Origin of the sequence: Roseibium sp. SCP15 (assembly GCF_040329435.1) — a bacterium.
Classification (GTDB): Bacteria; Pseudomonadota; Alphaproteobacteria; order Rhizobiales; family Stappiaceae; genus Roseibium.
This window is the reverse complement of record NZ_JBDZYI010000002.1, coordinates 1,288,245-1,300,228: the sequence shown is the minus strand read 5'-3', so window position 1 is coordinate 1,300,228 and position 11,984 is coordinate 1,288,245. Positions and strand designations below refer to the sequence as shown.

General features: G+C 56.5%; 11 protein-coding genes. 9 read left to right on the top strand and 2 right to left on the bottom strand.

Features of this window, described 5'->3' with window-relative positions; translation table 11 throughout:
• Positions 1–545 precede the first annotated feature (545 nt).
• The 7 genes from ABLO27_RS13355 to ABLO27_RS13325 are packed head-to-tail and all read left to right on the top strand — an operon-like array spanning position 546 to position 8,064.
• Positions 546–1,913 carry a V-type ATP synthase subunit B gene (locus ABLO27_RS13355; RefSeq protein WP_353033405.1) on the top strand — a complete coding sequence of 456 codons (1,368 nt, stop codon included), beginning with the start codon at positions 546–548 and terminating at the stop codon, positions 1,911–1,913.
• Complete coding sequence (locus ABLO27_RS13350; protein ID WP_353033404.1) at positions 1,913–2,536, top strand: V-type ATP synthase subunit D; 624 nt, start codon at positions 1,913–1,915, stop codon at positions 2,534–2,536. The genes ABLO27_RS13355 and ABLO27_RS13350 overlap by 1 nt, the downstream gene beginning before the upstream one ends.
• The gene (locus tag ABLO27_RS13345; protein WP_353033403.1) at positions 2,533–4,326 is read left to right on the top strand and encodes a V-type ATP synthase subunit I; all 1,794 of its coding nucleotides are present in this window, start codon (positions 2,533–2,535) and stop codon (positions 4,324–4,326) included. The genes ABLO27_RS13350 and ABLO27_RS13345 overlap by 4 nt, the downstream gene beginning before the upstream one ends.
• The gene (locus ABLO27_RS13340) at positions 4,323–4,772 is read left to right on the top strand and encodes an ATP synthase subunit C (protein WP_352946633.1); all 450 of its coding nucleotides are present in this window, start codon (positions 4,323–4,325) and stop codon (positions 4,770–4,772) included. The genes ABLO27_RS13345 and ABLO27_RS13340 overlap by 4 nt, the downstream gene beginning before the upstream one ends.
• A gap of 9 nt (positions 4,773–4,781) precedes the next feature.
• A complete protein-coding gene (locus ABLO27_RS13335) occupies positions 4,782–5,483 on the top strand; it encodes a hypothetical protein (RefSeq protein WP_353033402.1) in 702 nt (233 codons plus the stop codon).
• A gap of 2 nt (positions 5,484–5,485) precedes the next feature.
• The gene (locus tag ABLO27_RS13330; RefSeq protein WP_353033401.1) at positions 5,486–6,232 is read left to right on the top strand and encodes a hypothetical protein; all 747 of its coding nucleotides are present in this window, start codon (positions 5,486–5,488) and stop codon (positions 6,230–6,232) included.
• Positions 6,229–8,064: a V-type ATP synthase subunit A gene (locus tag ABLO27_RS13325; RefSeq protein WP_353033400.1), complete on the top strand. Its 1,836-nt coding sequence runs from the start codon at positions 6,229–6,231 to the stop codon at positions 8,062–8,064. Before ABLO27_RS13330 ends, ABLO27_RS13325 begins: the two co-directional genes overlap by 4 nt.
• A 60-nt stretch (positions 8,065–8,124) precedes the next feature.
• Here the strand turns inward: ABLO27_RS13325 and ABLO27_RS13320 are convergent, their stop codons facing one another.
• Positions 8,125–8,814 (bottom strand): nitroreductase family protein, encoded by a 690-nt coding sequence (locus ABLO27_RS13320; RefSeq protein ID WP_353033399.1) that lies wholly within the window; start codon positions 8,812–8,814, stop codon positions 8,125–8,127.
• A gap of 252 nt (positions 8,815–9,066) precedes the next feature.
• Between ABLO27_RS13320 and ABLO27_RS13315 the strand changes: the two genes are divergently transcribed.
• Positions 9,067–9,744, top strand: a complete 678-nt coding sequence (locus tag ABLO27_RS13315) for a Crp/Fnr family transcriptional regulator (RefSeq protein ID WP_353033398.1) — start codon at positions 9,067–9,069, stop codon at positions 9,742–9,744.
• Positions 9,745–9,827: 83 nt separating this feature from the next.
• Here ABLO27_RS13315 and ABLO27_RS13310 read toward each other — a convergent pair whose 3' ends face one another.
• Positions 9,828–10,550, bottom strand: a complete 723-nt coding sequence (locus ABLO27_RS13310; RefSeq protein ID WP_353033397.1) for an isochorismatase family cysteine hydrolase — start codon at positions 10,548–10,550, stop codon at positions 9,828–9,830.
• A 439-nt stretch (positions 10,551–10,989) separates the two neighbouring features.
• Here ABLO27_RS13310 and ABLO27_RS13305 point away from each other — a divergent pair, with 439 nt between their 5' ends.
• Positions 10,990–11,979 carry an ABC transporter substrate-binding protein gene (locus ABLO27_RS13305; RefSeq protein ID WP_417714777.1) on the top strand — a complete coding sequence of 330 codons (990 nt, stop codon included), beginning with the start codon at positions 10,990–10,992 and terminating at the stop codon, positions 11,977–11,979.
• Positions 11,980–11,984: the final 5 nt, after the last annotated feature.

Sequence of the window (11,984 nt, the reverse complement as noted above, 5' to 3'; positions counted from 1 at the left end):
AGAAAAGCAAAAAGATGCTGCAAAGTCGCCACTTTTCTATTTTTTCGTCGACAATGTATGCATTATAGGGTTAATAATTAATAAACAACTAATATAACCTCTAATTGTAAGAGAGGTTGTAAGTATTACTGCATCTTGCTAATAATAGTTGTGACGCTGCGGCAATTGAGATTTGGGCCGTAAGCGGTGCCAGCAGCCTGGTGAAGTCACTGTCAGTTTTGTCAATATCGAGGGACGCGTGACGCGTCGCATATTCGTTTTCCTGCCCCTCTGATCATCGACCTTTTCCGGGAAACTGCGGGTCAAGCACGCGAATTCGTTGCTTTGCATTGCCGTCCTTGATGCAGGTCATACACGTGTAATCATTTCGTTTTTAACTTCGTTCCGGTTGAAGCTGTTCGCCTTCCTATGCCTAATGTGCAGGTTGTAAGAGGTCAGGAAAGCCGCCTAAGATAATTTGTCCGCTTTGACCGGATCAGGCTTGCGGGCCTTGCGCATGTTCCATGCGCCGTATTTTGAGAATAGTCCATTCCAAGGGGGCATTTATGCTGGTCTCCCATACCCGGATTGTCGATATTGTCGGTGATATCATTCGTATTCAGGTGTCTTCCTCGAAGGCCGAGTCCGAGGGACGGCCATGCCTGGGGGATCTGGCGTTGGTCGATGCCGGAGACGGTGCGTCATCTCTTGCCCAGGTGATCAACATTGATCAGGACATGGTGTCGCTTCAGGTGAACTCGGGCACCAAGGGGCTGGCCAACAACGCTTCGGTCAGGTTTATGGGTGAGCCGGCCATGGTCACCTACTCCGACAACATCCTTGGTCGTGTGTTCAGCGGTGCCGGCCGGCCGATCGATCAGGGGCCTGATCTTTCCAGCGATCCGTCCGTGCCCATTGGTGGCCCGTCAGCCAACCCCATGAAACGGGTTCTGGCCTCGCGCATGATCCGCACAGACGTGCCGATGATCGATATTTTCAATTGTCTGGTCGAGAGCCAGAAAATCCCGATCTTTTCGGTATCGGGAGAACCTTACAATCCGTTTCTGGCCCGGATCGGCATTCAGGCCGACGCCGATATCGTTGTGTTCGGCGGTCTTGGCCTGATTTTCGATGACTATGCCTTTTTCCGGAAGCAGTTTGAGGATGCGGGCGTGTTCCCACGCACCGTGATGTTCATCAACCAGGCTTCGGATCCTGTTGTCGAGAGGCTTCAGGTGCCGGATATGGCGCTCGCGGTTGCGGAGAAATTTGCGGTGGAAGAAGGCAAGCGCGTCCTGGTGCTGCTGACCGACATGACCGCCTTTGCCGACGCAATGAAGGAAGTCTCCATTGCGATGGAACGCGTCCCAGCAAACCGGGGATATCCGGGAGATCTTTATTCCCAGCTGGCGCGCCGCTACGAAAAAGCCTGCGACTTCAAAGGGTCGGGGTCTGTGACCATTCTCACCGTAACGACCATGCCGGGCAATGACGTTACTCATCCTGTGCCTGACAACACCGGCTATATCACCGAGGGACAGTTCTACCTCCATAGCGGCGTGCTTGACCCGTTCGGATCGTTGTCCCGCCTCAAGCAGCACGTCATCGGCAAGGTGACGCGTGAGGATCACAACCAGATCATGAATACCATGATCCGGTTCTATTCCGGTGCGCGCGATGCGGAACAGAAGCAATCGATGGCGTTCGAGCTGTCCGATTACGACCGGCAGCTCCTGAAGTTCGGTGCTCTGTTTCGTGAGCGTTTCATGAATATCGAAGTCTCCAAACCTCTCGAGGAAACACTGGATCTTTGCTGGGAGACCCTGGCGGAGTGCTTCGAGCCAGAGCAACTCCTGATGAAACAGGGATTGATCGACAAATACTTCCCGAAAAAGTCGGCCACCTCGGATCCTTCGGATGAGGAGGCCGCCTGATGGCGAAGCTCGCGCTCAACAAGTCATCCCTTGCCCGGGAGAGCGCACAATTGTCGGAGTTCAAGCGATTTCTGCCGTCGCTGGAACTCAAGCGCCTGCAGATCATGGCTGAACGCGCCAAGGCGAAGGAAGCAGCAGTCCGCCTTGAAAAGGACTATGAGGAAAGGTTCGCCGACCTAGCCGGTTCCCTGCCCATGATGGCTAACGACCAGGTCCCGCTTGAGGGGCTGGTCACGCTCAAGAACGTTGTCCGGGGTGAGCAGAACCTGTCCGGTACGATTCTTCCGGTTCTGGAAGACATTGAAGTGGAGACAGCGCCCTATTCTTTGCTGGCGCGGCCACATTGGGTCGACCCTTATGTGAAAGGAATGCAGGACTTGCTGCGCCTGAACATGGAAAGGGAAGTCGCCAGAGAACGTATCGAGCGGTTGATCGAAGCTGAGGCGGTGATTTCCCGCCGGGTCAACCTGTTTGAGAAAGTGCTCATCCCGCGCGCTGAACGAAACATCAAGAAGATCCGGATGGCGCTGGCAGACGCGGAACGCGACGCCGTTGTTCGCGCCAAGATCTCCAAGCGCAAGACGGCTGCTCGCAGCGCCGAGGAAAGGATGGCCGAGATATGACCATCGTCCCCCTCGTCAAAGTAAACCTCGTCGGCATTCTGGACGACAAGGAAAAGGTTCTGGAAGCGGCACAGGTCTTTGGTACGTTGCACCTCATTGCGTTGACGTCAGCGCAAAAGGAGCTTGAAGCCGTGCCTGCAGGCCTCGGCCGTGAGGCTGTGGAAGCCTTGCGCTGGCTGATGGACTGCCAGGCGCAGCGTCGCCCCGTGACAGAGCCGGACGACTTCCATCTGGAGGAGGTCGTCGACCGGACCCTGAAGAACCGAAAGGCGCTGAAAGACTGCCAGGATCTGCTTGCCAAGCTGGACCGCCGGATACAGGACGTTGAGCCCTGGGGCGACTTCAGCTTCTCGGAACTTGAGGAAATCGGCCATAACCGCCTTTGGTTCTACGTCGTGCCGCACAGCAAGCTCAAGGCGGTAGACACTTCGGACAAGGTGCTGGAGGTCGTGCATCAAGACAGGTACCGGTCTTACGTCGTGTTGCTGTCTCCTGAAGAGCCGGCAGTGAACGCCATGCCCGTGCCCAGAACCCATGTTGGTTCGGCCTCGCTTTCACAGCTCAAACGCGCTTATGAAAAGGCTGCGATCGACCTTGAAGAACTTGAGCTTGAACGGCAGTCGCTGACCAAGTGGCGCTACATTCTGGCGCGGAACCTGGCGGCAGCACGAGACCTGTCCGCCCGCCAGCGCGCCGCACTTGAAACGGCTGACAGCGAACGGATTTTCATGTTGCAGGCCTGGGCGCGGCGCGATCAGGTTGCTGAAATCCAGGAACTTTCCGCCAAGCTCGGGATTGCTGCGGTCTTTGAGGATCTGTCGGAAGAGGATAGACCGCCAACCCTTTTGGAAAACGCGAAAGCCCTTGAGGCCGGGGAAGACCTCGTTGAATTCTACCAGACACCCGGTTACCGGGATTGGGACCCGTCGTCGGTCGTCTACGTCTCCTTCATCATCTTCTTCGGAATGATCATGACGGATGCGGGCTATGGTCTTTTGCTGCTTGCACTTCTGTTCCTGTTTCGGAAACGCTTTACCGGTTCGGAGCTTGGCAGGCGCATGTTCCGGATGTTCGCCTGGTTGATGGTTTCCACGACGGCATTCGGCGTGGCGACAGGCAGCTATTTCGGTGTTTCGCCGCCGGAAGGCAGTTTCCTGGCTCATCTGAAAGTGCTTCATCTGAAGGATGTCGACACCATGATGAAGATCACGCTGACCATTGGCGTGGTCCATATCGTTTTGGCCAATCTGCTTCGGGCATTTCATGAAAAGACACCAAGTGGCCGATACCAACCGGTCGGTTGGTCTCTCGTTGCCCTCGGCGGACTGGCGACATTTCTCGGGCAGGGCACACTGTTCGCAACCGCCGGGCCGGTTAGCATCATCGTCGGATTGCTTACGGTCGGTTTTTTCGGCAGCGACAGAAAGGTGGAGTCCGTCAAGTCAGGCGGCCTGCGGTTATTCGATGGTCTTGCGGCACTCGCCCGGATCGTCAACATCTTTTCCGATGTTCTCAGCTACATGCGTCTGTTCGCATTGGGACTGGCGGCAGCGTCGCTGGCCGAGACCATAAATTCCCTTTCGGGACAGCTCAATCATGCCGTGCCCGGCATCGGCCTTCTGATCGCACTGCTGGTCCTGTCCATCGGCCACGCCATCAACATCGGACTCGGTGTAATCGCGGGGTTTGTCCACGGTCTGCGACTGAACGTTATTGAATTTTTCAATTGGGGTTTGAAAGACGAAGGCAAGCCCTTCCGTCCTTTTAAGAAAGAGGAGACACGCCTGTGAACGAATTCGTTGTGGCTCTCGGTTGGTTCGGGCTTTACGCGCCGGTTGCCCTTGGGGCGATCGGCAGCGCCTGGGGATGTGCTCTTGGCGGCAGCGCCGCGATTGGTGCCATGCTGGACAGCGAGGGCGGGTATGGCCGCTTTATCGGTGTTTCCCTCATGCCGTCGTCTCAGGTGATCTACGGCATCGTGATCATGTTCTCCCTGCAACAATCCAGTGTGGACGCAGCGAACGGGGCCGCGCTGTTCGGTATCGGCGTTCTTTCCGGTTTCACCATGCTTTTTACAGGCATACGCCAGGGCGAGGTTCTGGCCTCTGCCATTCACGCATCAAAGGCAAAACCGGAGATTTTCGGTATTTCGCTGGCACCTGCGGCTGTGCTTGAGGGCTTCTCGGTCTTCGCACTCGTCTTTGCCCTGGTCCTGGCCGGCTCGATCCCGAGTTAGGAGGCGATGATGTCCAAGAGCAAAGGGGCGACAGACCTGGAAAACACAGCAGGCGCAGGGGTTCAGGCTCTGATTGACCGCCTGAAATCGGAAGGCGTTTCGGCGGGCAAAACCGAAGGCGACGAGATCCTGGCCAAGGCGAAGACCAGGGCAGACGAAATCGTTGCCGAAGCGCAGAAAAAGGCGGACAGTCTTCTGGCGGATGCGCGCGCAGAGGCCGCCAAAGAGAAAGCCGCCACGGAAGACGGCCTGAAGGTCGCGGCCCGGGATCTTGTCCTGAGCCTCAGAAACGAGCTCGGTGACCGCATTCAGCAGGAGGCCGGCAGACTGGTCGGGACGACCCTCGGAGACCAGGAGTTCCTGCAAAAACTCATTCTGGCAATGGCCGCCAACGCCAAGGAAAACGCGTCGGTCAGCGACACGGAACCGATGGAAGTGGTGCTTCCGGAAAAAGTGGTGACATTCGAGGAGCTGAAGCAGTCCCCGGAAGCTGTCGAACCTGGGACGCTGACGCATTTCGTCATTGCTCTTGCAGGAGAGGTGTTGCGCGACGGGGTGACATTCTCCACCGCGCCGGGATTTGACGGCATCAAAGTCAAGCTGACGGATCGAGACGTGACGATCGACCTGACCGAGGAAGCGATTGCGACCTTGTTGAAGCGCCATCTTCAGCCGCGCCTGCGCGCTGTCATGGAAGGAGTGCTTCGCTGACCATGTCCCGGCCGCACCAATATATCGCGCTCATGACCAGCCTGCCGCATCTGGGCAAGCTGTTCTCGCGCAAGGATGTTCCGATTTCGAAGTTCCGGCTGAAGCAGCGTCTTGCGATGCTTGAGGAAGAACATCAGCGTCTGTTGCGTGAAATGGTGGAAGTCACTGCTTGGGCAGGTGTGGCAAAATACGATCAGGATGTTGAAGTCATTCGCCGGGCGAACCAGGTCATCGCCGATCTGAAGGACTATCCCGATCTGCAGGACCTGGTGCAGGCACGCATGGAAACGCGCACTCTGATCGCAGCGCTCAGAAGACGGGGGCGAGGCCAGGACGCCGCCGGAGATATTCAGAACTGGGGTTTTGGCTGCTGGTGCAGCCAGATAAAGGCAAACTGGACCGATCCGGCTTTTGGTTTGGGGCATTTCAAGCCCTGGGTTGCCGAGGCACATCGGCTGATGCAGTCGGACGATCATGTCGCCATGGAACGCCTTACCCTGACTGAAGTGTTCCGCCAACTCGATCAGTATGGCACGCGTCACGAATTCGATTTCGAGGCCGTCGGCATCTATGTGTTGCGTTGGGTCATTGTCGAACGCTGGTCGCGTTACGACGAAGAGGAGGCGCGCAAGCGCCTTCTGTCGCTGGTTGCCGCAGCATTGAACGGCCCGCAAGCTCCCGAAAACCCGGGTGTGGGGCAGGAATTCTTGAAAGACAGTTCATTACCTCTTGAGGGAGCCATTTCATGACAAGCCATGTCCAGCTTCCGGAGCCGACGGCAGAAATCATCGCCGTCCAGGACGACCTGGTGACGATTGCCCCGACAGGCGATGCTCCTCTCATCAAGAACGAGGTGGTCTACATCATTCCTCACGGTCCGGAACGTGAAGGCAAGCCTCGAGAATATCTGAAGGCCGAAGTGCTGCGGGTTCGCGGCAAGTCTGCCGAAGCTCAGGTGTTTGAAAGCACCCACGGCGTCCGTGTCGGCGACAAGGTCATCCAAAGCGGTGAAATGCTGTCCGTCGCGCTGGGCCCGGGACTGCTCAGCACCGTTTTCGACGGTTTGCAGAACCCTTTGGCCGATATTGCTGCAGAACATGGCTTCTTCCTGCCGCGTGGTGTGCTCACCAATGCACTCGACCAGAACCGGAAATGGGCATTCGAGCCCAAGGTCACATCGGGAGATCCGGTCAAGGCGGGTGATACGCTTGGCACGGTCCCTGAGGGCCGGTTCGAGCACAAGATAATGGCTCCCTTCTCTCTGACAGGTAACTGGTCAGTGGAGCGGGTGCGTGAGGGTACCTTCAACATCAACGAAACGGTGGTCACGCTCAAGAACGATCGTGGTGAAACCCGCGACCTGAGCATGGTTCAACATTGGCCGGTCAGGCGAGCGCTTCCGGAAGGTCTGGTCAAGGCAGGGCAGAGTGAGCGGCTTTATCCAAGCGAGCCTCTGATCACCACCTTGCGGTTGATCGATACTTTCTTTCCGATCGCACGAGGCGGAATGGGATGTATTCCCGGCCCGTTCGGTGCCGGCAAAACGGTTCTGCAGTCGCTGATTTCCAGATTTTCCGCAGTCAACATCGTGATCGTCGTTGCTTGCGGCGAGCGTGCCGGCGAGGTGGTGGAAACAATCACGGAATTTCCTCATCAGCCTGATCCGTCGGGCGATGGCACCCTGATGGATCGGACGGTGATCATCTGCAACACGTCCTCGATGCCGGTCGCGGCTCGCGAGGCTTCCATCTATACCGGGATTACGCTTGGCGAATATTATCGCCAGATGGGTTATGACGTGCTGCTGATTGCCGACAGTACATCCCGCTGGGCGCAGGCCATGCGTGAGACCTCTGGCCGTCTGGAAGAAATACCAGGCGAAGAAGCCTTCCCCGCCTATCTCGATTCCGCGATCAAGGGCATCTATGAGCGCGCCGGAGTATTGAGAACGGCAACGGGTGATACCGGAAGCCTCACCATGATCGGCACGGTTTCGCCGGCCGGCGGCAATTTCGAGGAGCCGGTCACCCAATCCACGCTAGGCACGGTCAAGACCTTCTTGGGTCTGTCCTCAGAGAGGGCCTACAAGCGCTTCTATCCGGCAGTCGATCCGCTTCTGTCCTGGTCCCGCTATCACGCACAGCTCGGTGACTGGTACCTGAAAAACATCGGTCCCAACTGGGTGCCACATGTCGAAGAGATGATCGAGCTCCTCGCCAAAGGCGATGAAATCACCCGGATGATGCAGGTCACCGGTGAAGAAGGGGTCTCGACCGAAGACTTCGTGCTTCAGCAAAAGGCGCTTTTTCTCGATATGGTCTACCTGCAGCAGGATGCCTTCGACGATGTCGATGTATCTGCCCCGCTTGCTCGCCAACAGCAGACATTTGATCTCGTCTATTCCATTGCCAAGTCCGACTTTGCCTTTGAGGACAAGGACGCGGTACGCAAGTTCTTCACCGAGCAGACGTCCCTGTTCAAGAATCTGAACTATTCTGCGGATGACAGTCAGGAACGCAAGGACCTGTTGCAGAAAATAAAGGAAAACGTCGCTGAAGCCCCACGGCAGGTCACGTCATGATCTGAGCGTTTTCGGCTTGGAGCAGGCACGCATGACGCCTGCTCATTCTCGGATCTTGTTTCAGAACACGCTGAGAATTTCCTCAAGCGGCTTCTTGATTTTCGCGACCGCCGGAACCGTCGCGTCCTGTGCCGGATGCCCCACAGCCAGGATCATTACCGGTTTTTCCGCTTCCGGCCTGTTCAGAATATCGTTCAGAAACTTCATCGGGTTGGGCGTGTGCGTCAACGTGCTGAGCCCGGCATGATGCAATGCCGTGATCAGCACACCGGTGGCGATGCCAACGCTCTCCGGGACGTAATAGTGCTTGTATCTGCTGCCATCTTCATAGGTGCCCCAGCGCTGGGCGAAGATGACGATCAGCCACGGGGCGATGTCCAGGTGCGGTTTGTCAGCGTTGGTTCCGATTGGCTCGAGCGCCTTGATCCATTCATCTCCTGCGCCGCCATCATAGAAACGGCGTTCTTCTTCCTCCGCCGCAAGGCGGATCTTGTGCTTGAGCTCCGGATTGGAAATGGCCACAAAATGCCAGGGCTGGTGATTGGCGCCGCTTGGAGCGGTCCCCGCTGCACGAATACAGGTTTCAATCACCGCGCGGTCGATCGGTCGATCTGTGAACTCGCGCACGGTGTGGCGCGTGCGGACATCCTCGTAAAACGTCTCGGCACGCCTCAGCATTTCTTCGTCGGAAAAGTCACGCCGGTCCGGCAGGGGGAGTGGTTTGTAGTCCAGTTTGGATTTGGCAATCATGTTCGTCGTCCGGTTCAGTTTCCGTGCCGCCCGGCCGGCAATCGGTCAGGCGTGTCATAAGCACTCAGAGACCAATTGCACAATTGAAAGAGCGTGCGCTTTGAGATCACTCTAAGTCCCTGAAATACCTGAACACAACATTGCAGTGGCAATTCGTTTTCCGAGAGGATTGAAACGGCCTCGATCGCTTGGTCGAGCGAGAGCGTGAGCACATTGGCTGCGGAGCCTGCCGAGGCTATGAAGGGGAGCATCATGGAGGAAAAACTTGAAAGGATCGTGCCTTTCGCACGCGGCATGCAGCCGGAGGCATTGGCGTACCTGAATGAAAACATTACCCGCACCGTCGTTGCTGCCGGCGAGGACATTCTGCATCCCGGAGACACTGTTAACGGCGTCTTTCTGGTCAAATCGGGAAACATTCGCGTCTACTACATCGATCCGGAGGGGCGCGAAGGCACGCTTTACTGGATAGAACCCGGTGAGAGTTGCATTCTGGCGCTGAACAGTCTCTTTTCAGACATGCCATACCCCGCCTTTGCAGCTGCGGACACCGAGGGGGTCGAGTTTCTGACCTTGTCCGGTCACGTGTTCAGGGAACTGTTTGCCAAAGACCCTGCAGTTCAGGGGTTTTTGTTCGAGCAGCTGTCGGGGCGCGTGTATTCTCTGCTCTACAGTCTGGAACAGTCCATGCGCCTGCCGCAGGAAGAGCGTCTGGTGCTGCTATTATTGGCGAGAGCGGATGAAGAAGGGGTCATTTGCCTGTCGCAGGACAGGCTTGCGCGTGATCTTGGCACGCTTAGAGAAGTCGTTTCCCGCCTGCTGCGCAACCTTGCCAGCCAAAACCTGATCTCGCTTGCGCCCAAACGGATCACGATCCTGGATCGACGGCGCCTGCAGGAGCTGGTCCGCTCTGAGGCTCCGGAAAACTGAGTTGATTGGGTCTGAGCTGTAGTTGAAGCCGATCCGGAGCAAACGCCAGGGGCCCGTCCGATATTCCCCTGGCGCGCAGCGTCCTAATTGGCGAGGGCCTTTGTTGTTTCCTCGGTGGTCAGAACGCCATTGGCGATCATGCTGTAATTGACGAGTGCCGCATTGTAGGCATCAGTGCCTGGGGCTCCGACGGCATCTTTGACGACATACACCTTGAAACCGTTTTCCATGAGCGCACGCATATGCGAATCCACACACAGGTTGGCAACAAGTCCGCCGAGAATAACCGTGTCTATTCCACGGGCACGAAGCTGATAGATCAGATCGTTGCTTTCCGGTCCGTACATCTTGTGAGGAGCGACAACGATCGTGTCGCCGTCATGGATGTACTTCTTGTACGGCTCGTAGAAGTCTGCGCCTGATCCTTCAAACCCTTCTTCATCATTGAGGGATTCGCGATAAAGAGCCTTCATATCCAGCAACTGGCGCTGAAGGGCTCCCGCGCGGGACCAGTCGATATCAATCCGCGTATAGACCAGCGGGTCAACAGCAAGGGCAACACCCTCGGACTTTGCGGTCTTCATCAGCGTTTCAATGTTGCTGATGGTTCCAAGTTCCGCCAGATTTTCCGCAACGAGGCCATAGAGCTTGCCGTCAGGTGCCAGGAAATCATTCTGCGGATCCGTGATCACGATCGCCGTGTGTGCCTTGTCGAACGTTGGCAGCGGATTTTCAGCAGCCGGTGCAACGGCGCTGGCAAGCACGAGAGGCAGGCTTGCTGCGAGGGACAACAATAAGGTTTTCATTTCTACAACTCTCCGTTTGTCTTCAAAAACGGCCGGTCGACACGTTGGCAATAGTCGTTGCCGGCGGATCTGGTTGTAGAAAACTGGCGAGAAGCGCTCTGGAACATTTGTTCCACCTCGCGAAAAAAATCCGGGCACCATTAGTTCGACTGCAAGTGGCGCATAAGAGCCGGTTGCCACCGGCAAAATGACGGCAAATGACCCTTGAACAAAAAATAACCTTGACCAAGGACGTGGCTGCTTTCTAGATTTTCTTGACCAATTGGTCAGCGGAGGCGTTCAGAAGGCAAAAATGCCCGGATGTTCTTGCAGCGGCCAGATTGCTGGCATCCAATGGGGCGGTCGGGAGCTGTCCCGTCGTTGGATCGGCAAGGTGTTGATAATTCCAGAGAAGGACTTTGCCGACTGAGCAAGGTCCAAAACCAGTAGGGGAATGGCAATGAAGGCATTGAAAAGTCTAGCGCTTGCTTCCGTTTTGGGGGCGAGCCTGGTCTCGGGAGCAGCGGAAGCTGCTGATGAACTGACGCTTCAGCTGAAATGGGTCACCCAGGGCCAGTTTGCCGGTTATTATGTGGCTAAGGACAAGGGCTTTTATGAAGAGGAAGACCTTGACGTAACCATCAAGCCGGGCGGTCCGGACATTGCTCCGCCGCAGGTGATCGCTGGTGGCGGTGCCGACGTAATCATCGATTGGATGCCTTCGGCGTTGGCATCCCGCGAGAAGGGCGTGCCGCTCGTCAACATCGCGCAACCGTTCAAGAAATCGGGAATGATGCTGACGTGCCGCAAGGATACAGGCATCTCCATTCCGCCGGATCTCAAGGGCAAAACTCTTGGTGTCTGGTTCTTCGGCAACGAATATCCGTTCCTGTCCTGGATGAGCCAGCTCGGTATCTCCACCGAAGGTGGTCCTGAAGGCGTGACTGTCCTGAAACAGGGCTTCAACGTTGATCCTCTGCTTCAGAAGCAGGCCGACTGCATCTCCACAATGACCTACAACGAATATTGGCAGGTCATTGATGCAGGCATCCCGGCAGAAGAGCTCGTTGTCTTCAAATACGAAGACCAGGGTGTCGCAACGCTGGAAGACGGTCTCTACGTTCTTGAGTCCAGCCTTGAAGATCCGGCAATGGTCGACAAGCTCGCACGGTTCGTCAAAGCTTCCATGAAGGGGTGGGCTTATGCAGCTGAAAACCCGGAAGAGGCGGCCGAGATCGTTTTGGAAAACGATGCGACCGGTGCTCAGACGGAAAAACACCAGATCCGCATGGTCGGCGAAATCGTCAAACTGGTCGATGGGTCTGACGGCAAGCTCGACATGGATGCATACGAGCGGACGGTGAAATCTCTTCTGAGCGGCGGTTCAGCACCGGTGATCACGAAGTTCCCGGAAGGAGCAACCTCCACCGCGGTGACCGACAAGCTCTAAGCCGC